This window comes from Thalassospira xiamenensis M-5 = DSM 17429 (assembly GCF_000300235.2).
GTDB lineage: Bacteria > Pseudomonadota > Alphaproteobacteria > Rhodospirillales > Thalassospiraceae > Thalassospira > Thalassospira xiamenensis.
Genome location: NZ_CP004388.1, coordinates 2,962,662 through 2,986,505, shown reverse-complemented (window position 1 = coordinate 2,986,505; position 23,844 = coordinate 2,962,662). Strand labels below are relative to the sequence as shown.

At 55.5% G+C, this 23,844-nt stretch carries 21 protein-coding genes; 11 read left to right on the top strand and 10 right to left on the bottom strand.

Features of this window, described 5'->3' with window-relative positions; all coding sequences use genetic code 11:
- The first annotated feature begins 214 nt into the window (after positions 1–214).
- From TH3_RS13960 to fdhD, 6 genes are all read left to right on the top strand, one after another.
- A complete protein-coding gene (locus TH3_RS13960; RefSeq protein WP_007090606.1) occupies positions 215–1,108 on the top strand; it encodes a LysR family transcriptional regulator in 894 nt (297 codons plus the stop codon).
- 122 nt (positions 1,109–1,230) lie between these two features.
- Positions 1,231–1,710, top strand: coding sequence for a formate dehydrogenase subunit gamma (locus TH3_RS13955; RefSeq protein ID WP_007090605.1), 480 nt, complete (start codon positions 1,231–1,233; stop codon positions 1,708–1,710).
- On the top strand, positions 1,707–3,263 hold the full coding sequence (locus tag TH3_RS13950; protein ID WP_007090604.1) for a formate dehydrogenase beta subunit: 1,557 nt from the start codon (positions 1,707–1,709) through the stop codon (positions 3,261–3,263). Before TH3_RS13955 ends, TH3_RS13950 begins: the two co-directional genes overlap by 4 nt.
- 5 nt (positions 3,264–3,268) lie before the next feature.
- A complete protein-coding gene (fdhF, locus tag TH3_RS13945; RefSeq protein WP_007090603.1) occupies positions 3,269–6,148 on the top strand; it encodes a formate dehydrogenase subunit alpha in 2,880 nt (959 codons plus the stop codon).
- Positions 6,149–6,244: 96 nt separating this feature from the next.
- A complete protein-coding gene (locus TH3_RS13940; RefSeq protein WP_007090602.1) occupies positions 6,245–6,469 on the top strand; it encodes a formate dehydrogenase subunit delta in 225 nt (74 codons plus the stop codon).
- An 8-nt stretch (positions 6,470–6,477) separates the two neighbouring features.
- Entirely contained in the window at positions 6,478–7,278 is an 801-nt protein-coding gene (fdhD, locus tag TH3_RS13935; RefSeq protein ID WP_007090601.1) for a formate dehydrogenase accessory sulfurtransferase FdhD, read from the top strand.
- 6 nt (positions 7,279–7,284) lie between these two features.
- Here the strand turns inward: fdhD and TH3_RS13930 are convergent, their stop codons facing one another.
- The 5 genes from TH3_RS13930 to TH3_RS23170 all read right to left on the bottom strand — a co-directional run bounded on the left by TH3_RS13930 (position 7,285) and on the right by TH3_RS23170 (position 11,570).
- Positions 7,285–8,298: a LacI family DNA-binding transcriptional regulator gene (locus TH3_RS13930; RefSeq protein WP_040059961.1), complete on the bottom strand. Its 1,014-nt coding sequence runs from the start codon at positions 8,296–8,298 to the stop codon at positions 7,285–7,287.
- A gap of 130 nt (positions 8,299–8,428) precedes the next feature.
- Positions 8,429–9,934 carry a tripartite tricarboxylate transporter permease gene (locus TH3_RS13925; protein WP_007090599.1) on the bottom strand — a complete coding sequence of 502 codons (1,506 nt, stop codon included), beginning with the start codon at positions 9,932–9,934 and terminating at the stop codon, positions 8,429–8,431.
- Positions 9,935–9,960: 26 nt separating this feature from the next.
- A complete protein-coding gene (locus TH3_RS13920) occupies positions 9,961–10,386 on the bottom strand; it encodes a tripartite tricarboxylate transporter TctB family protein (RefSeq protein WP_007090598.1) in 426 nt (141 codons plus the stop codon).
- A gap of 138 nt (positions 10,387–10,524) precedes the next feature.
- Complete coding sequence (locus TH3_RS13915) at positions 10,525–11,358, bottom strand: type 2 periplasmic-binding domain-containing protein (RefSeq protein WP_202965943.1); 834 nt, start codon at positions 11,356–11,358, stop codon at positions 10,525–10,527.
- Positions 11,355–11,570, bottom strand: coding sequence for a hypothetical protein (locus tag TH3_RS23170; RefSeq protein WP_202965942.1), 216 nt, complete (start codon positions 11,568–11,570; stop codon positions 11,355–11,357). Before TH3_RS23170 ends, TH3_RS13915 begins: the two co-directional genes overlap by 4 nt.
- Before the next feature lie 346 nt (positions 11,571–11,916).
- Between TH3_RS23170 and araD the strand changes: the two genes are divergently transcribed.
- From araD to TH3_RS13895, 4 genes are all read left to right on the top strand, one after another.
- Positions 11,917–13,662 carry an L-arabinonate dehydratase gene (gene araD, locus TH3_RS13910; protein ID WP_007090597.1) on the top strand — a complete coding sequence of 582 codons (1,746 nt, stop codon included), beginning with the start codon at positions 11,917–11,919 and terminating at the stop codon, positions 13,660–13,662.
- 90 nt (positions 13,663–13,752) lie between these two features.
- Complete coding sequence (locus TH3_RS13905; protein WP_007090596.1) at positions 13,753–14,664, top strand: dihydrodipicolinate synthase family protein; 912 nt, start codon at positions 13,753–13,755, stop codon at positions 14,662–14,664.
- A gap of 33 nt (positions 14,665–14,697) precedes the next feature.
- The gene (locus TH3_RS13900; protein ID WP_007090595.1) at positions 14,698–16,212 is read left to right on the top strand and encodes an aldehyde dehydrogenase (NADP(+)); all 1,515 of its coding nucleotides are present in this window, start codon (positions 14,698–14,700) and stop codon (positions 16,210–16,212) included.
- A gap of 59 nt (positions 16,213–16,271) precedes the next feature.
- Positions 16,272–16,997 carry a ribonuclease activity regulator RraA gene (locus TH3_RS13895; protein WP_007090594.1) on the top strand — a complete coding sequence of 242 codons (726 nt, stop codon included), beginning with the start codon at positions 16,272–16,274 and terminating at the stop codon, positions 16,995–16,997.
- An 84-nt stretch (positions 16,998–17,081) separates the two neighbouring features.
- Here the strand turns inward: TH3_RS13895 and TH3_RS13890 are convergent, their stop codons facing one another.
- The 5 genes from TH3_RS13890 to xylF all read right to left on the bottom strand — a co-directional run bounded on the left by TH3_RS13890 (position 17,082) and on the right by xylF (position 22,822).
- Complete coding sequence (locus TH3_RS13890; RefSeq protein WP_007090593.1) at positions 17,082–18,326, bottom strand: ROK family transcriptional regulator; 1,245 nt, start codon at positions 18,324–18,326, stop codon at positions 17,082–17,084.
- A 105-nt stretch (positions 18,327–18,431) separates the two neighbouring features.
- Positions 18,432–19,613 carry a fumarylacetoacetate hydrolase family protein gene (locus tag TH3_RS13885; protein ID WP_007090592.1) on the bottom strand — a complete coding sequence of 394 codons (1,182 nt, stop codon included), beginning with the start codon at positions 19,611–19,613 and terminating at the stop codon, positions 18,432–18,434.
- Positions 19,610–20,428 (bottom strand): ATP-binding cassette domain-containing protein, encoded by an 819-nt coding sequence (locus TH3_RS13880; RefSeq protein WP_007090591.1) that lies wholly within the window; start codon positions 20,426–20,428, stop codon positions 19,610–19,612. The genes TH3_RS13885 and TH3_RS13880 overlap by 4 nt, the downstream gene beginning before the upstream one ends.
- Before the next feature lie 12 nt (positions 20,429–20,440).
- Positions 20,441–21,706, bottom strand: coding sequence for a sugar ABC transporter permease (locus tag TH3_RS13875; RefSeq protein WP_202965941.1), 1,266 nt, complete (start codon positions 21,704–21,706; stop codon positions 20,441–20,443).
- 84 nt (positions 21,707–21,790) lie between these two features.
- On the bottom strand, positions 21,791–22,822 hold the full coding sequence (gene xylF, locus TH3_RS13870) for a D-xylose ABC transporter substrate-binding protein (RefSeq protein WP_007090589.1): 1,032 nt from the start codon (positions 22,820–22,822) through the stop codon (positions 21,791–21,793).
- Positions 22,823–23,065: 243 nt separating this feature from the next.
- Here xylF and TH3_RS13865 point away from each other — a divergent pair, with 243 nt between their 5' ends.
- Positions 23,066–23,827, top strand: a complete 762-nt coding sequence (locus TH3_RS13865; RefSeq protein WP_007090588.1) for an SDR family NAD(P)-dependent oxidoreductase — start codon at positions 23,066–23,068, stop codon at positions 23,825–23,827.
- Positions 23,828–23,844 lie beyond the last annotated feature (17 nt).

Here is a 23,844-nt window from a genome sequence, read left to right as displayed (position 1 = left end):
ACCACTGGGCCCGGGTATGTTCGTCTGTCCCCGGACCCGCCTGGACATGATAGTGCATCAATGTCATGTCCGGTCCTGTTGCAGGATTAACCCTTCGGCTTTTATGGCCATTCGGGTTATCCTGCAATCAGGACACCCGCCCCGCAAATGGTGTCCATCAATCACATAAAGTGCGCCACCAGACGGGGTTTCCCCGAAAGGCGCCGGATACGCCATGATCGACAAACTCGAAATGTTTATCGTGCTTGCCAGAGAGCAGCATTTTGGTCACGCCGCCGAGGAATGCGGTGTGACGCAGCCGACCCTTTCCAGTGCCCTTCGCCAGCTTGAAGACCATCTTGGTGTGGTTCTGGTGCGTCGTGGTTCGCGCTATCAGGGGCTGACGCCAGAAGGCGAGCGGGTTCTGGAATGGGCGCGCCATATTGTCGGAAGTTCGCGTTCGATGCGTGATGAAATGCGCGCGATGCGGTTCGGTCTGACCGGGCAGGTGCAGATTGCGGTTATTCCGACAGCACTTTCGATGGTGCATGAATTGACCACGCCGTTTCGCGAAAAGCATCCGGATGTGACCTTTGCGGTACTGTCGCGGACTTCGACAGAAATTCAGGCGCTGCTTGATAATCTTCAAATCGATGTCGGGATTACCTATCTGGATAATGAGCCGCTTGGCCGTGTGACATCGATCCCGCTTTATTATGAGCGCTATCATCTTGTGACATCGAATTTCGATGATATCGGTGACCGCGAAAGCATCACGTGGCGTGAGGCGGCAGAATTTCCGTTATGTTTGCTGACACCCGATATGCAGAACCGGCGGATTATCAATCAGCATCTGAACGAGGCGGGCGCGCGTATCAGCCCGACGCTGGAAAGTGATTCGATGATTGCGCTTTTTACCCATGTGCATACCGGTAACTGGGCCAGCATCATGCCGGTCAAGATGGTCAAGGAATTCAGTATGCGCGACCGGGTCAAATCGATCCCGATTGTTGATCCTGATGCGTCTCATCTGGTGGGTATGATCGCGGCAAAGCGCGAACCGGCAACACCGGTTGTGTCGGCGTTGCTGAAAGAGGCAAAGAATATTTCTGAACTGGAGCCCGCCTGAGAGGGCTTGATAGGTTTTCGCTATCGCGTAACGGGATGGCTTTATTGAACAGGCGTTGGCAATCACCGACACTGTGAAGAATAACAAAGAATTCAATAGACTGCTAAGTGAGAGAGGCTTGCATGTCTGCAACAGAGACGACCGAGGAAATATCCGTCCGGGTTGGTACCATTTGTGATGGTCTGGCCGGACTTGAAGGACCGCTTTTGCCGATTCTGCATGAAGTGCAGGAAGAATTTGGCTTTATTCCCGAAGGTGCCCTTCAGACCATTGCCAAGAAGCTCAATCTCAGCCGGGCGGAAGTCCACGGGGTTGCCAGTTTTTATCATGATTTCCGTGAAGAAAAGCCGGGCAGACACGTGATCAAGATCTGCCGCGCCGAGGCGTGCCAGTCGATGGGCGCGGATGATCTGAGCGATCATGCGAAGCGCAAACTGAAAGTCGACTGGTCGGAAACGACCAGCGACCAGAATGTGACGCTTGAACCGGTTTTCTGTCTTGGGCTTTGTGCCTGTGCGCCGGCCGCCATGGTGGATGGCAAGGTCATCGGACGGGTCAGCAAGGATCGCCTTGATCGCATCCTGAGCGAGGTGGAATCATGACAGTCAAGATTTACGTCCCGCTTGACTCAGGTTCCGTTGCCCTTGGTGCGGACGAAGTCGCAACTGCCATTGCCGCGACGGCGGCGAAACGCGGCGAAGATGTTCAGATCGTGCGTAACGGTTCGTTTGGCATGTACTGGCTGGAGCCGATGGTCGAGGTCGAAACATCGCGCGGTCGTCTGGCCTATGGCCCGGTCGCGGTCGAAGATGTCGATAGCCTGTTTGATGCCGGTTTCCTGAACGGTAGTGATCATAAACGTTACCTTGGCCATACGCAGGATATCCCGTTCCTGAAGGCGCAGACGCGCCTGACCTTCCAGCGGTGCGGGATTATCGATCCGGTGTCGCTTGACGATTACCGTGCCAATGACGGGCTCAAGGGGCTTGAAAATGCCCTTAAGATGACGTCCGAGGATATCGTCAAGGCAGTGACGGATTCAGGTCTTCGCGGGCGCGGTGGTGCCGGTTTCCCGACGGGTATAAAATGGAATACGGTCCGGCAGGCGCCGGGTGATCAGAAATACATCGTCTGTAACGCCGACGAAGGCGACAGTGGTACATTTGCCGACCGCATGATCATGGAGGGCGAGCCATTCGTCCTGATCGAAGGCATGATCATTGCCGGTCTGGCGACCGGGGCGACCAAGGGATATGTCTATACAAGGTCGGAATATCCTGATGCGATCCGCATCATGAACGAAGCAATAGAAGTCGCACGGGCAAACAAGCTGCTGGGGCCTAAGGTTCTGGGATCGGATTACGCGTTCGACATGGAAGTCCGCATGGGGGCGGGTGCCTATGTCTGTGGCGAGGAAACCTCGCTGTTGAACAGCATGGAAGGCAAACGGGGGGTTGTTCGCGCCAAGCCGCCGCTTCCAGCACTTGAGGGCTTCATGGCACGGCCGACGGTTGTTAACAACGTTATCTCGTTGTGTTCGGTGCCGGTAATCCTTGAAAAGGGTGCGGAATATTACCGCGATTTCGGCATGGGCCGTTCGCGCGGGACCATCCCGATCCAGATCGCTGGCAATGTCAAACATGGCGGCCTTTATGAAACGGCCTTTGGCCTGACACTGGGTGAAATCGTTGATCAGATCGGTGGGGGTACTGCAAGTGGTCGCCCGGTCAAGGCGGTTCAGGTTGGTGGCCCGCTGGGCGCATATTTCCCGCGCGAATTGTTTGACACGCCGTTTGATTACGAGGCATTCGCCAAGGCAGACGGTTTGATCGGTCATGCCGGTGTCGTCGTGTTTGACGACAGTGTCGACATGATGAAACAGGCCCGCTTTGCCATGGAATTCTGTGCGATTGAATCCTGTGGCAAATGCACGCCATGCCGCATTGGATCAACACGCGGCACCGAAGTTGTGGATAAAATCGCGCGCGGCGAAGATCCCGAAATGCAAAAGGAACTTCTGGCCGATCTGTGTGAAACGATGAAGTTCGGGTCGCTATGTGCGCTGGGCGGGTTTACGCCCTATCCGGTGATGAGCGCGCTGACCCATTTCCCTGATGATTTCAGGCCCCATGCGCTTGACATAGCCGCGGAGTGAGAACGATGTCCTTGATACAAGAAGTCGACTACGGAACCCCCGCCGCGAAATCCGAAAAGACCGTGACAATTAATGTCGACGGATTTGATGTGACCGTGCCCGAAGGCACGTCGATCATGCGGGCCTCAATGGAGGCGGGCATTCAGGTGCCGAAACTATGCGCGACCGACATGGTCGATGCGTTCGGTTCATGCCGCCTGTGTCTGGTGGAAATCGAAGGCCGCAATGGCACCCCGTCATCCTGCACGACCCCGGTCGCGGATGGCATGGTGGTTCATACCCAGACCGAAAGATTGAAGAAAATCCGCAAAGGCGTGATGGAACTTTATATTTCCGATCACCCGCTGGATTGCCTGACCTGCGCGGCGAATGGTGACTGCGAATTGCAGGATATGGCCGGTGCGGTTGGCCTGCGCGATGTGCGTTATGGCTATGATGGGGGCAACCACGTCAAGACCCGCCAGAATGGCGAGGAAAACCCGCGCTATATGGCCAAGGACGAGAGCAACCCGTATTTCACCTATGACCCGTCGAAATGTATCGTCTGTTCGCGGTGTGTGCGGGCGTGCGAGGAAGTGCAGGGGACTTTTGCCCTGACCATTGAGGGGCGCGGGTTTGAAAGCCGGGTGTCGCCGGGCATGCATGAAAACTTCCTGGATTCAGAATGCGTGTCGTGTGGTGCCTGTGTTCAGGCCTGCCCGACGGCAACGCTTCAGGAAAAATCGGTGATCGAAATCGGTCAGCCGGAACATTCGGTCGTTACCACCTGTGCCTATTGCGGGGTCGGCTGTTCGTTCAAGGCGGAAATGCGCGGCGATGAGTTGGTGCGCATGGTGCCTTACAAGGATGGCAAAGCCAACCGCGGGCATTCGTGCGTTAAGGGGCGGTTTGCCTATGGCTATGCCAGCCATAAGGACCGTATCCTGAACCCGATGATCCGCGAAAACACGTCTGATCCGTGGCGCGAAGTCAGTTGGGAAGAAGCCCTTAGATACACGGCGGACAAGTTCCGTTCGATTCAGGCAAAATACGGCAAGGCCGCGATTGGCGGGATTACGTCATCGCGTTGCACGAACGAGGAAACCTTCCTTGTGCAGAAGCTGATCCGGGCCGGGTTTGGCAATAACAACGTTGATACGTGCGCGCGTGTCTGTCATTCGCCGACCGGTTATGGCCTTAAAACCACATTCGGGACATCGGCCGGGACGCAGGATTTTGACAGTGTCGAACATACCGATGTGGTGATCCTGATCGGGGCCAACCCGACGGACGGGCATCCTGTTTTTGCATCGCGCCTTAAAAAGCGGTTGCGTCAGGGGGCGGAGCTGATCGTGATTGATCCGCGTCGCATTGATCTGGTGCAGTCACCGCATATCAAGGCCGCCGCCCATCTGGCATTGCGTCCGGGTACCAATGTTGCGGTTCTGACGTCGCTTGCGCATGTGATTGTGACCGAAGGCCTGTTTGACGAGGCATTCATTCGCGAACGCTGCGACTGGGATGAATTCCAGGATTGGGCGGCGTTTGTGTCCGATCCGCAAAACAGCCCGGAAGAGGTCGAACGCCTGTCGGGGGTCCCTGCGGAAACCGTGCGCAAGGCGGCGCGTATTTTTGCGCGCGGTGGCAATGGCGCGATCTATTACGGGCTTGGCGTGACCGAACACAGCCAGGGATCAACCACGGTAATGGCGATTGCCAACCTTGCGATGGCGACGGGTAATATCGGGCGTCCGGGTGTGGGTGTGAACCCGCTTCGTGGGCAGAACAACGTGCAGGGTTCGTGTGATATGGGATCGTTCCCGCATGAATTACCGGGTTATCGCCATATTAGCGATGATGCGACGCGCGACGTGTTTGAAAAAATCTGGGGTGTCAAACTCGATGACGAACCGGGGCTTCGCATTCCCAACATGCTTGATGCCGCCGTCGAAGGCACTTTCAAGGGCATCTATATTCAGGGTGAAGACATCCTGCAATCGGACCCGGATACCAAGCATGTCGCCGCCGGTCTTGCGGCGATGGAATGCGTTGTGGTTCATGACCTGTTTTTGAACGAAACGGCAAATCATGCGCATGTGTTCCTGCCCGGTTCGACCTTCCTTGAGAAGGACGGGACATTTACCAATGCGGAACGTCGTATCAACCGTGTTCGCAAGGTGATGAGCCCGAAAAACGGCTTTGCCGATTGGGAAGTGACCCAGAATCTGGCGCGTGCGATGGGGCTTGATTGGAACTATAACCATCCATCACAGATCATGGATGAAATTGCCCGTACCACGCCAAGCTTTGCCGGGGTCAATTATGGTCTTCTGGAGCGCGAAGGATCGATCCAGTGGCCATGCAATGAAAAGGCGCCGCTGGGGACGCCGGTGATGCATATCGACGGCTTTGTGCGCGGCAAGGGCAAGTTTGTTGTGACCGAATATGTTGCAACCGACGAGCGTACCGGACCGCGCTTCCCGCTGTTGCTGACGACGGGGCGCATCCTTAGCCAATATAACGTTGGGGCACAGACCCGTCGTACGCAAAACACTGCATGGCACAAGGAAGACCTGCTTGAAATCCATCCCCATGATGCCGAACAGCGTGGCATTCGCGAAGGGGACTGGATCCGTCTGGCGTCGCGGTCGGGTGAAACGTCGTTGCGAGCAACGATTACCGACCGGGTTGCACCGGGGGTGGTTTACACGACCTTCCACCATCCGGGCACACAGGCCAACGTGATCACCACCGATTATACCGACTGGGCGACCAACTGCCCGGAATACAAGGTTACCGCGGTTCAGGTCACGCCGAGTAACGGGCCGACCGAATGGCAGGTGGAATATGACAAGCAGGCTGAACAGTCACGCCGGATCCTTCCACGTGTTGATGCGGCCGAATAGGCGCGAAATGTTGCCCGGTTTCATGATAGGATCGTGTCATGAAACCGGGTGTTTTCGTCCGTAAAATCAAGAATTCCGGCGGGAGATTAAACGTCAATGGCACCTGACAAACTCGTCTATATGGCCAATCAGATCGCGACCTTTTTCACATCAAAACCCCACGCAGAAGGGGTCGAGGGGGTGGCCGGGCATATCAGCGATTTCTGGGAACCGCGCATGCGCAAGCAGCTTTTTGACATGATCGAAAGCGGCCATGGAGGTTTCCATCCGCTGGTGATCGAAGCCGCCCCATTGATCCGCAAGGTCAAACAACCGGCGTGACAGCAAAAATGACATCGGCAAATCGCATCATTGATGGCCGTGACCATGACCCGGCGCGTGCCGTAGCACGCGGCGATGGAAGTGTTGATGCACCGATGATCCTGCAGCCGGAAATCCCGGCGGCACTGACGTTCAATGGCACGTCCCACGCGGTAATGATGGTGTCGCCGCACGATCTTGAAGATTTCATGATCGGGTTTGCCCTGTCTGAAGGCATTGCCGATCATGCCGGGCAGATCAATTTGCGCGATGTGCGCAAAACCTTGCAGGGTTATGTGATCGAGGCTGATCTGGATGAGGATATTCAGGACCGGCTTGAAATCCGCAAGCGCACTCTTGAAGGGCGTTCTGGTTGCGGGCTTTGCGGGGTGCAGTCGCTTGAGGCGGTGGCGATGGACCGGATCGGTAAGGTGGCGCCTTCAAATATGCCACAAGACATCGTGCTTGGTGCGATTGACGCCCTTCCCGATCAGCAGACGCGCAACCGCGAAGGCGGCGGTCTTTTGCATGCCAGTGCCTTTGTCGATGCGACTGGCTCCATCCGCATTGTGCGCGAGGATATCGGGCGTCATAATGCGCTCGACAAGGTTCTTGGTGCGGTGGTGCGTCAGGGTGTTGATAAAGCCGGTGGTTTCATCCTTATGACCAGCCGCTGTTCATATGAAATCGTCACCAAAACCGTGCAATGCGGGGTGGGCGGACTTGTAACCCTTTCGGGGCCGACATTAACCGCGGTCAATCTGGCGCGACAGGCGGGATTGACAATGATCTGTCGCGAACGGCGCGGTTTGTTCCGGCGTTTTGCCTAAGCCAAATCAGGCGGAATCCCGTTCGACAATTTCAAATCCGATATCGATGCAGTTTTTTTGCAGCGGCTTTTTGTCGATGCGTGCCATTAAGGCTGTCGCCGCCTGAGAGCCCAGATAAGCCCGGTCAACGTGAAGCGATGTCAAACTTGGTACTGTGAAAGCGGCAAAATTCTGGTTCCCAAAGCCGATCACTGCAATGTCTTCGGGGATGCGCAGATTGCGTGTCTGTGCTTCGATGATGACCCCATGCGCCAGCAGGTCGGAGCTGCACATGACAACGCCGTTCTGGAAGCCCTCATCAATAGCCTGTGCAAGCGACTTTCGTCCCAGTTCCAGACTGGCGGGACTATCCAGGCATATCTCTTTGACGGGATTGTTGCCTAGCTTGCGAAAGGTTTCGCAGAAAGCATCCTTACGTCGCAGCGCACGTTCGTCGGCGGCCGAAATGGCCAGCGCATTGCGATAGCCCTTTTTATGCGCGAATTTCGCGGTTTCTTCGCCCGATTTTGCATGTGAAAAGCCAACACAGGTATCAATCGGGGATTCCGTCATGTCCCAGATTTCAACAACCGGAATTCCGGATCCCAGAAGCATCCGTTTGCATTTTGCCGAATGATTGATCCCGGTCATCATGATGCCATCGGGGCGGCGGCTTAGCATGGTTGCGAGGACCGATTCTTCTTCTTCCATCGAAAGGCCGGTTTCAGCAGTCAGAACATGATAGCCATGCCCGCGCATCACCTGAATGAAATGCTTGATGAATTCGGAATAGGCGAAGTTGGTGATGGACGGGATCAGGGCAACAATCAGGTGACTTCGCTTGGATGCCAGGGCCCCGGCTACCATGTTTGGCACATAACCGGTCAGTTCGATTGCATCTTTGATGCGTTGGAGTGTCTTTGCGGAGACTTTGGACGGATCGTTAAGGGCACGCGAAACCGTCACCTGCGACACACCGGCAAGTCGCCCGACGGATTCCATCGTTACGGTGCCCGAATGGTGTTCTTTGTTCTGAGACATTGTGTGCGATGTTTCGTTTTTCGGCAAAACGGTTTCTCTGTTGAAGTCATTTTGTGAAGGCGCCCTTGGCATCGGCTTGATCCGAGGGCACCGGCACATTGGCATCACTGGATGGCAATCGCGTTTTATCTTAATTGCCAGATGCCGTCAGGTCCCGTTTCTTTTTGCGAGAAATTGCAACCGAGAACCAGACGGAAAGTGCAATCAGTATCCACAACAGAACTGCGATCCAGCTTTTGGTGAAGAAGATCGAGAGCGTGCCAAACGATTCAATGCTTTTGACGAAATAGATTTCCGCCGACGGACCAAGGATAAAACCGATGATGAAGGGGGCGATTTCCAAGCCGATTTTATGGGCAAAGTAGCCAAACAAACCGAATATCAACAACGTCCAGACATCAAACATCACGCCGTAATTGATGGTGTATGCGCCAACAACGCACATCATCAAGATGATCGGAAACAGGATGTTTTTCGGGATCATCACCACCTTGGCGATGTGCCGGATGGCAAAGATCATGACAATCAGCATCACGATGTTTGCTGCAAGCATGGCAACAATCATCGCATCCCAGGTTACCGGATTGTTGCCGATAAACAGGGGGCCGACCTGAATGCCCTGCAAGGTGAAGGCACCGATCAGGATGGCGGTTGTCGAATCACCGGGAATGCCAAGCGAAAGCAACGGTACCAGCGCGCCGCCGGTCAGGCCGTTATTCGCACTTTCCGATGCCATGACGCCGGAAGGCTCGCCTTTGCCAAAGCGTTCCGGATTTTTTGAAAAGTTTTTTTGCTGGCTATAGGCCAGGATCGATGCGGCACTGCCGCCGACACCGGGCAAAATTCCCACAAAAGTACCAATCCCCGAAGATCGTATCAGGTTGACGAACTGACCTTTGAATACGGAAAAATCGAAACGTCTGCCTTTGCCGATCTTGACCGATGAAAGACCTTTTTCGTCCTTCATGCCACTTTCGGCTTCGATCAGGATGGTCGACAGGCCAAAGATGCCGATCAGTACCGGCAGCAGCGAGAAGCCACCTTCAAGGTAATATTCCAGAAATTCAGGTACCAGACGCAATTCGCCGTTGCCGCCGCGCGAAATATCGTAGGCACCGATCAGGCTAAGGAAGATACCAAGCACGCCACTGAAAACGCCAACGAGCATGTTGCTGCTAAGTGCTGCCATAACGGTCAGCGCAAAGAAGATGATCAGGAATTTTTCAACATATGAAAATTTGATCGCAAAGTCGGCAAGTGCGGGGGCAAAGAAGAAGAGTGCCGCCAGACTGATGATGCCGCCGACAAAAGATGAAATGACTGCGATCCGAAGGGCGCTTTCACCGTCGCCCTTTTGGGTCATGGGGTAGCCGTCAAATGTGGTGGCGATTGAGGATGGCGTTCCCGGGATATTCAAAAGAATAGCCGGAACAAGTCCGCCCGAAATGCCGCCAACATAAAGACCCAGCAAAAGGGCCAGACCGTTTTCCAGACCAAGGGAATAGGTCAGGGGTAAACACACCGCGACCGCCATGGTTGCCGTCATCCCGGGGATCGCACCAAAAATGATGCCGATCACCGTGCCGGATGCAACCAGGGTAAAGAAGAACGGCGTTAAAATGGAAAGAAAATCCATATCAAATCTCTCGTGTCGTTCTTGGCTTAAGGAAGCGATATGTTGAAAAGTTCCGACAGCAGGTACCAGACAACGCTTGGTGCTATCAGGGCATTCAGGCCCGCGATCAGCAGATGCCGCTTATCGCGCTGCTGCAGGTAAAGCACGCTCATGGCAAACAGGTAGGGGATCGAACAGATATAAAACCCGAGGCCGGTATTCGGATAAAAGTCGCCCACCCATGGCATGGCGATGAAATAAAGAACGGTACCGGCGAGGGTTCCGAAAAAACGCATATGGTCAATTTTGGCCGGCCACCAGGGGACAGAGCCAACCGTTGCCAAAATCGCGCGACTGCGCGTTGCCAGTATCGCAACCAGTAAAATGCCGAGCACAATGGCAACGATGGTTGGAAATACCGTGTGCGATGTATCGAAATCAATGGACACTGATAAAAGCGATTCCAGTGACATGAAGTATCTCCTTCTTATCCCGCGTTGCCCAATGTGCTGAAAACGTGTCGGTTTTAGCTGCGGGCAGGGTTGTCGGGATAGTCTTCATCTGTCGATGTTCCTGTTGGCCCGGCAGATGGCCGGGCCAACAGGGAATGGCTAGTTCGTCGAAATCGAAGAGATGATTTTCCGGATGGTTTCGCTTTTACCTTCAAGATAGGCAGAGGCTTCTTTCGATGGCAGGAAGTTCGGAATGAAGAAGGAATTCTTCTGGGTTTCCTGAATTTTGCCTTCGGCATAGATTTCGGCAAGGGCATTGTCGATGGTTTCGACGATTGCCGGATCCATGTCTTTGTTGAAGAGGAAGAAGAACTCTTTATCAAAGGTGAAGTCGTTCGTGCCGTCCATCGTGACGCTTACATTCGGTGTGGTGTAGCCGAGCAATTCTTCGCTGGTCGTGTTGCCCATGCCTTCCGGATTTGCCTGTTTGATGGTTTTTTCACGGGCTGTTACCCAGATGAAACGCATCGCTTTCTGGTCGTCCTGCGGAAGCTGGGTGAACTGTTCGTTTGCCTGTACGGAGCCGTTGATCACATCGGCCTGACGATCAAACAGAAGCTGGTTTTTATCTGCCTGCGAACCGGTATTTACGGCGACGATGTTTTCTTCAGCGCCCGGATACATGATTTTTGCTGCGTTTTTCATCGCAGAAAGACCGATTTCCGAAACGCCACCAGCCTGAATGGCGACGCGAATGCGCTGTCCGGCAGCCGCAGCGGCAAAGACGTCTTCCATTGATTTGAACGGAGAGTCTTTCGCGACAAGGTATGCGTTGCCCGGATTGATCGAGACGGTGGCACCGACATTGTATTTTTCAAAAATATTGTCGTAACCGCGAACGCCATAAAGGTTGCCCATATAGGCACCGTCATGGAACATCATAAGCGTCGTGCCACGTGAATCGCGATCAAGAGCCTTGAAGGCTTCGCTCACGCCAACGGCATCAACCTTGAGTTGATATCGAGTTTTTTCGAAAGTGCTTCGGCGATGATTGCGCTGTTCTGATAGGTGTCGCCACCGGTTGACTTCGAACCGATGACCAGTCGAACGTTGCTTGGCAGGTCGGCTGCGTTGGCAAGAGACGGTGCTGCGAGCATGGCTGCAAGCCCGACGGCAGTGGCGAGGGTTTTGAAAAGTCCGGTCATTGTTTCCTCCCGAATGACGCGATCCTGAATAAGGGCTCCTTGCCCGAGATGCCCGGCCGGGGTGGTTCCCGATAGGCCTGCGCTTTGCTTGTTCTTGTTATTGTTGCCTGTAAAATTCCAAGCTTAATGAAAGCGCATACATAAATTCATACAAGTCGATTTAACTTCTGTCAATCCCGGAATATTTGGTCTTTTTGTATAGGCTTCACACGGGAAAATACCTGTAAGATAACTTGACAACATTGATGTGTATGCGCATACATGACATCATAAATGAAATTGCATTGTTCTGTCGGGTTTGCATGTGCATAGTCACCCGGCAGGGCAGATACACGGGAGGAACGCCATGTCCGAAAAACAAAAAAAATCTGCCGAAGACCTTAGAAGTGCGCGCTGGTTTGCGCCCGACGATCTGCGTTCTTTTGGTCACCGTTCGCGTCTGATGCAGATGGGGCTTGATCCGGAAGACTGGACAGGTCGCCCGGTCATCGGAATTCTGAATACCTGGTCGGAATTGAACCCGTGCCACGCTCATTTCCGCGAACGTTCCGGTGACGTCAAAAAAGGCGTGCATCAGGCGGGTGGTTTCCCGGTCGAACTTCCGGCGATTTCGGTTGATGAATCTTTCACCAAGCCGACCTCGATGCTGTATCGCAACCTGCTGGCGATGGAGACAGAAGAGCTGATCCGTTCGCACCCGCTTGATGGTGTGGTTTTGATGGGCGGTTGCGACAAAACCACGCCGGGTCTTGTCATGGGTGCGATTTCGGCGGGTGTGCCGATGATCTATCTTCCGGCTGGCCCGATGTTGCGCGGGAATTATGCCGGTAAAATCCTTGGTTCTGGGTCGGATGCGTGGAAATACTGGGATGAACGCCGTGCGGGTAACATCAGTGACGAGGAATGGGTGGGGGTCGAAGGCGGCATCGCACGTTCTTATGGTCATTGCATGACCATGGGCACGGCATCGACCATGACCGCGATTGCCGAAGCCATGGGGCTTTGCCTTCCTGGCGCGTCGTCGATCCCGGCACCGGATGCCGGTCATATCCGCATGTCGACCCAATGTGGTCGTCGCATCGTCGATATGGTCTGGGAAGATCTGACGCCTGAAAAAATTGTCACCCCGGCGTCGGTAAGAAACTCTGCCGTTGTTGCGATGGCGACCGGCTGTTCGACCAATGCGGTGGTGCATCTTCTGGCGATGGCGCGCCGTGCCAGCATCAAGCTTGATCTTGATGATCTTGACGCACTTGGCCGTACCACGCCGCTGATTGCCAATATTCGCCCGTCGGGCAAGGGTGATTACCTGATGGAAGATTTCTTCTATGCCGGTGGTCTGCGCGCCCTGATGGCGGAACTTGGCGACAAGCTTGATACAAGCGTTACGACCGTTACCGGCAAGACACTTGGCGAAACCCTTGAGGGCGCGACGGTTTATAACGACGATGTCATTCGTCCGCTGTCCAACCCGGTCTATCACGAAGGATCGCTTGCCGTGCTGCGCGGCAATCTGTGCCCGGACGGGGCGGTGATCAAACCGGCCGCCTGTGATGAACGGTTCCGCAATCATCAGGGTCCTGCACTTGTATTTGACAGCTATCCGGAAATGAAAAAGGCGGTTGATGACGAAAATCTTGATATCACGCCCGATCATGTGATGGTTCTACGCAATGCCGGGCCGCTTGGCGGGCCGGGATTCCCGGAATGGGGGATGCTGCCGATCCCGAAAGCGCTGATCAAGCAGGGGCATCGTGACATGTTGCGCATTTCGGATGCGCGTATGTCGGGCACGTCTTATGGGGCGTGTGTGCTTCATGTTGCGCCGGAAAGCTATATCGGCGGGCCGCTCGCCCTTTTGAAAACCGGCGATATCGTGAAGCTTGATCTTGATAACCGTCGTCTGGACATGCTGGTGGATGAAGATGAACTCGAACGGCGTCGCGCGGCTTGGAAAAAGCCCGAGGATCGCTATCAGCGCGGTTATGGCTGGATGTTTGGCAAGCATGTCACCCAGGCCAATGAAGGCTGTGATTTCGACTTCCTGTCGCCCGACTTCGGCAAAACCGCCGGTGAGCCGGATATCTTCTGATCCGCCGGTTGGTTGATCCGGCAATGATCGATGACAAACTGGTGGCGCACCCATCGCGCCACCACCAACAGAATTCAGGGACTTTGACCAATGGCACTTTCCAAAGTCGATTTGCGTGGCGTGCTGTCCGGGATTTCCGGCATTCTTGTTACGCCTTATGATGAAAACGGCGATGTCGCGCCGAAAAAACTCTCCCCGATCATTGATCGTGCGCTGGCCGCGGGTGTCCATTTTCCGGTGGTAAACGGCAATACCGGCGAATTTTATGCGCTGACCACGGACGAGGCCATCACCATGGCCAGATCCGTTGCCGAAATGCTTGATGGTCGCGCGCCGATGCTGGCAGGTGTCGGGCGTGGCATTCGCGATGCGGTTGCATTGGCAAAGGCATCGACGGATGCCGGTGCCGAGGCGCTTATGATCCATCAGCCACCAGATCCCTTTGTCGCGCCGCGTGGTGTTGTCGACTATCTTAAACGCATTGCCGATGCGTCGGATGGTTTGCCGATGATGCTGTATCTTCGCAACGATACGATTGGCACCAAGGCGATTGCCGACCTATGTGCAGTTAAAGGTGTTGCCGGTGTCAAATGGGCGACGCCAAATCCGATGAAGCTGGCCGAGGCGATTTCAGCCTGCGATCCTGATATCGTCTGGGTTGGCGGGCTTGCCGAAGTCTGGGCGCCGACCTTCTATGCGGTGGGCGCGCGCGGCTTTACGTCGGGTCTGATCAATGTGTGGCCGGAACGCTCGATGGCGATCCATGCGGCTCTTGAGGGCGGCGATTACGAAACCGCACGCAAACTGATTTCGGAAATGCGGGCATTTGAAGATGTCCGAGCCGAAGAAATGAACGGTACCAACGTGACCGGAGTTAAATCCGCGTTGCAGATTCTGGGCAACGATTGCGGACCGACGCGCCCGCCATCAGCTTGGCCCCTGACGCCTGCGCAGCATGACAAGCTTGTCGTCTTCATGCGCGAAAACAAACTAGTGAAATAAGCGCCGGGATATCCCCGCTTAAAGGAGGCACCAATGTCCTATAACCTGACAGGAAAACATCTGATTGCCGGCCAGTGGGTGGCGGGCGAGCAGACCTTCCAGTCTGAACCGGCCCATGGTCCGGCCAATACCTTCCCGGTCGGTACCCCGGCCTTGGTCGATCAGGCCGCCAGGGCCGCCGAAGACGCATTCTGGTCCTATGGCTATTCCACCCGCGAAGAACGGGCGAAGTTCCTGAATAGGATCGCCGATGAAATCGACGCCCGTGGTACGGAAATCACCGAAATCGGTACCCAGGAAACCGGCCTGCCGGAAGCGCGCCTGAATGGGGAACGTGGCCGTACCGTTGGCCAGCTTCGCCTGTTTGCCAGCCATATCCTTGCCGGTGATTATCTTGATCGCCGTCATGACGAAGCGCTTCCGGATCGTGCACCCCTGCCGCGTCCGGACCTGCGTCTGATGCAGCGCCCGATTGGCCCGGTGGCGGTGTTCGGTGCGTCGAACTTCCCGCTGGCCTTTTCGGTCGCTGGTGGCGATACCGCCGCCGCCCTTGCAGCCGGTTGCCCGGTCGTGGTCAAGGGCCATTCGGCCCATCCGGGTACCGGCGAGATTGTGGCCCAGGCGATTGATGTTGCGGTCAAGGCATGTGGCATCCATCCCGGTGTGTTCAGCCTTATTCAGGGTGGCAAGCGCGATGTCGGTCAGAGCCTTGTGCAGCATCCGCTGATCAAGGCGGTCGGCTTTACCGGGTCGCTGGGCGGTGGTCGTGCATTGTTCGATCTGTGCGCACAGCGCCCGGAACCGATCCCGTTCTTTGGCGAGCTGGGTTCGGTCAACCCGATGTTCCTGCTGCCGAAGGCCATGAGTGCGCGCACCGAAGAACTCGCCAGGGGCTGGGTCGGGTCGCTGACCATGGGGGCAGGGCAGTTCTGCACCAATCCGGGGATTGCGGTTGTCCTGGATGGGCCGGATGCCGATGCGTTTGTCGCAACCGCCAAGGCGGGCCTTGGGGATGTATCGGCGCAAACCATGCTGACCGATGGCATGGCCGATGCGTATCGCAGTGGGGCGAAACGTATTGCTGCGACATCGGGAGTGAAGGAAGTCCTGACCACGTCATGTGATCTTCGCAATGCGACGCCGTATCTGTTTGAGACCAGCGGTGAAAACTGGCTGGCCAATCATGTGCTGGGTGAGGAAGTGTTTGGGCCGCTTGGGCTTGTTGTCCGGGTGAAGGACATTGCCGAAATGCAGGCGATTGCCAGGGCGCTTGAAGGTCAGCTGACCTGCACGATCCATATGGATGGCGGGGATGCGGGGGATGCGCGTTCGCTGCTGCCGATCCTGGAGCGCAAGGCTGGGCGTATTCTGGCCAATGGTTTCCCGACCGGGGTTGAGGTTTGCGACACCATGGTGCATGGCGGGCCATACCCGGCATCGACCAATTTCGGGGCGACGTCGGTCGGTACCTTGTCGATCCGTCGTTTCCTGCGTCCGGTCTGCTATCAGAACATTCCGGCGGATGTCCTGCCGACTGATTTGGCCTGATCGCCTTTCATTGATTTGCCGGGGTGATTGCACCCCGGCGTACCTACGGAGTTCAGATAATGAGCGATTATGTCCTTGGTGGCGCAACGCGCGAGAAGCTTAAACGGGTCAGCACGGCATCGCTGTGCACCGCCCTGTTCAAACGCGGTCTGCGCAATCAGTTTATTCAGGAGGTTGGCCCGGTTGCGCCAAAAGGCGAGAACATGGTCGGGCAGGCCTATACCCTGCGCTATATCCCGGCACGTGAAGACCGCAACCCGATCGAGGTTTTCCGCGATCCTAATCATCCGCAGCGTGTTGCGGTTGAACAATGCCCGGCTGGTCATGTTCTGGTGATGGATAGCCGCAAGGATGCCCGGGCGGCATCGGCGGGCTCGATCCTTGTAACCCGTCTGATGAAGCGCGGCGTTGTCGGTATCGTTACCGATGGTGGTTTCCGCGATGCGGAGGGTATTGGCAAACTTGATATTCACGCCTATCACAACCGTCCGTCGGCACCGACCAACCTGACCCTGCACGAGGCCTATGACCTTAACGTGCCGATCGGGTGTGGCGATGCGCCGGTTTTCCCGGGGGATGTTCTGGTCGGGGATAAGGATGGCGTTGTTGTCATTCCGGCCCATCTTGCAGACGAACTGGCCGAAGAATGCGCAGGCATGGAGAGCTTCGAGGACTTCGTTCTGGAAGAAGTTTTGGCCGGCAAGCCGATCATCGGCCTTTATCCGGCGACCAAGGACGAAACCAAAGCCAATTATGAGGCATGGCGCAAAAAAACGGGTCGCTGATCCGGTTATGCTTTGCTGAATATCGTGTAAAGCCGCCCCGTTTCGGGCGGCTTTTTGCATTTCGGGTCTAGGCAAGTGATCCGATCAGTTCGCCGGTGGATTGGCGAACATGCTTTCGTCATGGCGCAAAAGGCTTTGGCCGATTGCACCCTGCAATGCCAGATCCTTGTCCCACGGCAGGTGGATGATCTTGGGCCCGTTACGCAGTTCCGGCACCTGTGCCTCGCGAAGGCCGCGTTCGATTTCCGGCTCCATCAAATCATAGGCCCGCGCGCCGGACCCGGTGATCAGGATGCGTTCCGGTCCCAGAAGGGCGATCAGATTGGCAATGCCATATCCGAGTACCTTTCCGGCGTGGCGGAACAGATCGGCAAGGTCTTCGTGGCCGTCACGTGCCCGTTTGACCAGATCCATCATCTGTTTTTCGCTGGGATGCAGGTTGTTGGTATCGGGCATATCAATCAGGCCACTGGCATCGCGCAGAATGGCGTAATCCCCGATATAGGCTTCGATGCAACCGCGTCGCCCGCAATTGCAAAGCGGCCCGTCGGGTTGATATTTCATGTGACCGAATTCGGCGGCAGCGCCAAAATGGCCATTATACACCGCCCCGTTCAGGACAAGCCCCATGCCGACGCCGTAGCCTAGCATGATCACGGCAAAATCACCATTGCCGCCAAGATCGTTATTTTGAGTGATGGCGGTCGCAATACAGTTGGCATCGTTTGACATCTGGACAATGCCGCCAAAGCGTTCACGCAGCGGTTTGGTAATCGCAATCTGCCGGTGGCGGAGGGCCGGCGACCAGATGATTTCACCGCTATTGCTGTCGGCAACGCCCTGAATGGCGATGCCGATCCCGATGGGCGGGTTTGGCGCGATATCCCGGTTATTGGTGATGAATTGATCAATCAGATCGCAAAGCGTTGTCACCAGCGATGTTTCATCCAGGTCGCGGGTATTCACGCTGTGCTGGATGCTGCGTTCAATCTCGCCCTTGAAATTGCCCAGTGCGATTTCAACCAGATTGATCGTTAGTTTAACGCCAACCACACAGGCCGCGCCGGGCACAAGATCAAGTAGAACCTTGGGGCGGCCGCGTGTAGCGCTTTGGCCGTTATTGCCATTTGTGCCGTTTGGTGCGCCTTGAGTTTCCTTTACCAGCCCCTGGGCAATCAGATCGGCGGTCAGCGATGTTACTGTCGCCGGGCTTAATCCGGTAGCGTTGCCGATATCGATACGGGCGGCAGGGCCATGAATACGCAGAAAACGCAGAATGGCAATCTGGGATGGCTGGCGTGGGGTATCGTGATCGGTTCGACGGCTCATCGGCGGGGCCTGTTATTCTGCAAGGCGGGATCGGAACCGGGGGCAAACCCGGTTCCGGATAAGGGCATGTTTTTTATCGTTTTGGCAAGCTGGTGATGCAGCGGGTTAAAGCAATCCACGTGCGGCCAGATTGGTCATCAGTGCCGTAATGCCAAAGGTCCATGGCGCAATGGCATCGGACCGCTCGACCTGATTGCAAAGCTTGCCGAGGCAGGGGGTCGAAATGGTAACGAGATCGCCCATTTCGTGGGTGAAGCCCTTGCCCTTGCCGCCACGATCATCGGTGGGAGCAAACATCGTGCCCAGAAACAGCATGAAGCCATCCGGATATTGATGATGTTTGCCGTATGCCTGTGCGGCGAGGCTTTCGGGTGAACGACTGATCTGGCTCATGGAGCTTCCGGCATCAAGGTGATAGCCATCCTGTCCGTCGACCGCCATTTTAAGATCGGCCTGCTTGACGGTTTCAAGCGTGAAATTACCATCAAAAATGCGGATGAATGGCCCGATGGCGCAGGAGCCGTTATTGTCCTTTGCCTTGCCCAGAAGCAGGGCGGAGCGGCCTTCGACGTCGCGCAGATTGACATCATTGCCAAGGGTTGCGCCGACGATTTTGCCCTTTGAGCTGACAGCCAGAACCACTTCGGGTTCCGGGTTGTTCCAGTTTGAAATCGGATGCAGGCCGACATGTGCGCCATGACCAACGGCGGACATTGGCGGGGATTTGGTAAAGATTTCCGCATCCGGGCCAATCCCGACTTCCAGATATTGCGACCATGCGCCTTTGGCGATCAGGACTTCCTTGATGTCTGCGGCCTTTTTCGATCCCGGTTCGATTTGCGACAGGTCATCGCCGATGATGCCGGTGATTTCGGTGCGAATCAGATCGGCCTTGCTGGCGTCCCCACGCGCCTGTTCTTCGATCACACGTTCCAGAAGGCTTGCGACAAATGTCACGCCACTGGCCTTGATCGCCTGAAGGTCATTTGGGCTGAGCAAATGAAGTGTTTGCGATCCGGCGCCGGGTTTGGATGCTGCTGCAACGTCATCAAGCGTACCCACCAGCGGGAAACCGGACGGATTGCGAAGCTGCGATACCAGGTCATCGCGTTCAAGAAGCTGACTGATGGTCGGGGCCAGTTTGCTGATATCGCGAAGGTTGCCCTGATCGACAACAACCGGGGTCGGGCCGGAAACGCGCGGGTCCCAGACGCGACCAACCAGAATGGCATTGCCATGATCGTCGGGCAGGATGTCGCTTGCGGTATTTGGGAAGTCGATAGTCATTGAAGGGCCTCTTTGTTCGGGGCGTTGGTGGCACCCGGTCCGGCAAGATGCAAAAGATGATCGGGCATTTTGCCCAGAATGATCATTCCAAGAACGTCATCATGGGTAACATCTTTGGTCGGGACGGTGCCGACCAGCTTGCCGTTCTTCATAACATGCAAACGATCAGACAAATCAAACACATCATGAAGATCGTGACTGATCAACAAAATACCGAGCCCGTCGCGTTTAAGTTGATCAATCAGTTCGCCGACCATGCGGGTTTCATGCACGCCAAGGGCGGCACACGGTTCATCCATGATCAGAACGCGGGCTTCGAACAAAAGGGCACGCGCAATTGCCACCGATTGCCGTTGCCCGCCCGAAAGTGCAGAAACGGGGGATGTGAATTTATGGAAATTCGGGTTCAGGCGATGAAGCACTTCACGCGCCTTGTGTTCCATCGCGGCATCGTCAAGAAAGCCAAATTTATCAACGATTTCACGGCCGAGAAACAGGTTCTGCGCGGCATCAAGATTATCGGCAAGGGCAAGGTTCTGATAGATGGTTTCGATATTGTTGTCGCGCGCATCGCGGGCATTTTCGATTTTGGCTTCGCGGCCATCAACAATGATCTGGCCGGTGTCGGCCTTGTATGCACCCGAAAGCACCTTGATCAGAGTTGATTTGCCTGCACCGTTATGGCCAAGCACGCCAACCACCTCGCCGGGATAAAGATCAATGGAAACCCCGTCGACCGCCTTGACCCCGCCAAAGCTGATATGGATGTCGCGCATTTCGACCAGCGGGTTTTGACCGGTTTTGATATCGTTCATTTCCCCATACTCCTAACTGGTCGGGTCGCTATAGCGACGGTGGAAATATTTGTCGCTGAACACGGCAAGGACAAGCACAAGGCCGATGACGATGCTTTGCAGTGATGTATCAACACCCAGAAGCGCCATGCCGCTTTGCAGGCTTTGCATCACAAGGGCACCGATCAGCGCGCCATAGATGGTGCCGACACCGCCGGCCAGCGACGTTCCGCCGATCACAACCGCGGCAATCACGCGCAATTCGTCAAGCGTGCCAAGGTCATTGCCCGCCGATTGCAGGCGTGCCGATGAAATCGCCGCACTGATCGCGCACAGAACTCCCATCAGGGCAAAAACCGCAACCGTCATGCGTTTGACGTTAATGCCTGCCAGTTCGGCGGCCTGTGGGTTGCCGCCCATGGCGAAAACGTAGCGCCCGAACCGGGTGCGTTTGGCAACGATGGTCAGAACAATCGCCACAAGGGCAACAATCAGAAGCGGAATCGGAATGCCGTGCGAAATCATAAGGTTTTCCGGCGTCACCGGAATACCGCGATCTTCAAGAATGCGTTCGGCTGCACGTTCGGGTAGATGATAGGCGTTCAATGTGATGATCGCCACCAGAACCAGCCCGGCCTTGATCAGTGTATTGGTATATTCCGCCCAGATCGGTTTGACCGGGAACTGGAAGGAAAGCCTGCGGCGACGTTCCATGATGGCGGCATAGATGATGGCGACAATGGAGATGGCTGCGACAATCCAGCTCCAGGTTGCGCCAATCGTGCCTTCGATCCCGCCGCCCAGCAGCATGAAATTGTGATCAAGCGGGGCAACAGTACGCCCTTGCGTGACCCACCATGCCGCCCCGCGCCAGACCAGAAGCCCGCCCAGGGTCACGATAAAGGCCGGAACGCCAAGATAACCAACGGCAAGCCCCTGTATGCCACCAATTGTCGCCCCGATCACCAACCCGACAAGAAGGGTGATGATCCATGTCATCGGGTGGTTGTATTCAAGGAATTGTGGCAGGATGTCGGATTGCACGACACCCATGATCATCGCAAGAACACCCAGTATCGCACCGACCGAAAGGTCGATATGGCGGGTGACGATAATCAGCACCATCCCGCACGCCATCACGGCAACGGATGCCGTCTGAACCGACAGGTTGAAGATATTGCGCGGGGTGATGAAGCGTCCGCCGGATGCGATGTCAAAGCCGATCCAGATAACCAGAAGCACAACGGCGAGCCCTACAAGGCGGCGGTCGACTTCCATCTTGGCAAGTAGTCTTGTCATGTAAAATGCTCGTCAGGCAGCGGGGCCGGTCGATCAGATGCGGCCGGCCCCGGGGTTTAACAAGGTCGGATGGAGGAAACCTGCCTAGTTACAGGCAGCGACCTTGCCGCTTTCAACCCCTTTGCAGACGACGTCCTTGGATACCCAGCCCGCGTCGATCACAAGATCAAGCTTGTTCTGGTTGATCGCGACCGGATCAAGGAAGTAGGACTTCATGGTGACACCGTTCGGGCTGTTCCAATCCTGGGTTCCTTCGACGTCACCCAGTTTGGTGCCTTTTGCCAGTTCAACCGCGATTTCGGCCGCGCGCTGTCCCAGAAGGCGGGCATCTTTCCAGACCGAAACCGTCTGGGTGCCAAGCGCAACACGGTTAAGGGCGGCGTGATCGCCATCCTGACCGGAAACCGGAATGCCTTGCATGCCCTGTGCGGAAAGGGCGGCCACAACGCCACCCGCCGTGCCGTCATTCGAGGCGACAACGGCGTCAACCTTGTTATCGGCAGCAGTCAGGAACTGTTCCATGTTGCGCTGGGCGATGGCTGGCTGCCAGCTATCGGTATAGGCTTCGCCGACAACCTTGATATCGCCGCTATCGATTGCCGCCTGAAGGATTTCAAGCTGCCCTTCATGCAGGATATTGGCGTTCGGGTCGGTCGGTGCGCCTTTGATGAATACGTAATTGCCTTTCGGCTGTTGGGCAAACACGGCTTCGGCCTGAAGACGGCCGACTTCCTTGTTGTTGAAGGTAATGTAATAGGCGTTCGGGTCTTCGATCAGGCGGTCATAACCAACCACCGGAATGCCTTCATTGATCGCCTGCGTGACTGCAGCACCAATGGATGAGGAATCCTGTGCCAGAACGATCAAGGCATCTGCACCACGCGAAATCAGGCTTTCGATATCGGAAAGCTGTTTGGAGGGCGAGCTTTGGGCGTCGGCGCTGATATATTGTGCGCCAGCTGCTTCAAGCGCCTTGACAATGGCGGCTTCGTCGGTTTTCCAGCGTTCTTCCTGGAAGTTCGACCAGCTGACACCAACGATCAGATCGTCGGCAAAGGCGTTAGCGGAAAACAGCACGGCACCGGCCAGTGCGACCGAGGAGAGGAGTTTTTTCATCTGTTTCTTCCCTGAATGATATGTGTCTTGCAGTGACATTTATTTTTGTTGTCGAAAAAATGTTGACGCCTTCGATCCGTCCTGTCAAATTTTTTTAATGAACAAATTAAAAATCTCGCTTTTTACGCTCAAATACACCGTTAAGCCGCATCACTGGTTGATTTAAGGCGGATTTGAGTTGGTGCAGCGCAGCATTTAATTTGATAGTGAAAAATAAAAGATCAAAACAAGTCAGGGAACGTTATGACAGCGAGTTATCACGACATAGAGGGCAAATCGGTTCTGGTGACCGGTGGCGCGTCGGGCATCGGGGCGTCTATCGTCCGGGCCTTTTGTGCGCAGGGCGCGCGGGTCGGCTTTTTTGATATCGATGATGCTGCTGCTGCAAAACTGTGTGCCGAAATCGAACGTGATCTGGATGTTCGTCCGCACTACATGTCACTTGATCTGCGCGATCAGGCCGGGATTCCCAAGGCTGTTACCGAAATGGCATCGAAAATCGGTGTGATTGATGTGCTGGTCAATAATGCCGCCCGCGATGACCGCCACAGTCCAGAAGAAACCGGGCCGAATGAATGGCGTGACAAGCTTGATGTCAATCTGTCACATCAGTTTTTCTGTTCGCGTGCCGTGGCAAAGGGCATGGCCGAAAAGGGCCGTGGCAGCATCATTAATTTCAGTTCGGTAAGTTACTTGATGGGGTTGCCCGATCTGGTCGGTTATGAAACCGCCAAGGCTGGCATTGTTGGCATGACACGCGCCTTGGCACGTGACTGGGGTGCGGATGGCATTCGGGTCAATACCGTGATTCCGGGCTGTATTATTACCCAGCGCCAGCTTGATCTTTGGATCAGCCCCGCGGACGAGGAACGCATTCAGGAACAGCAATGCGTCAAACGCCGCCTTGTCGGGGATGATGTTGCACAGATGGTGCTTTTCCTGGCATCCGACGTATCATCGGCGTGCTCGTCACAAAGCTTTATCGTCGATGGCGGGCTTGTCTGATAGTCTGCCACCAATCA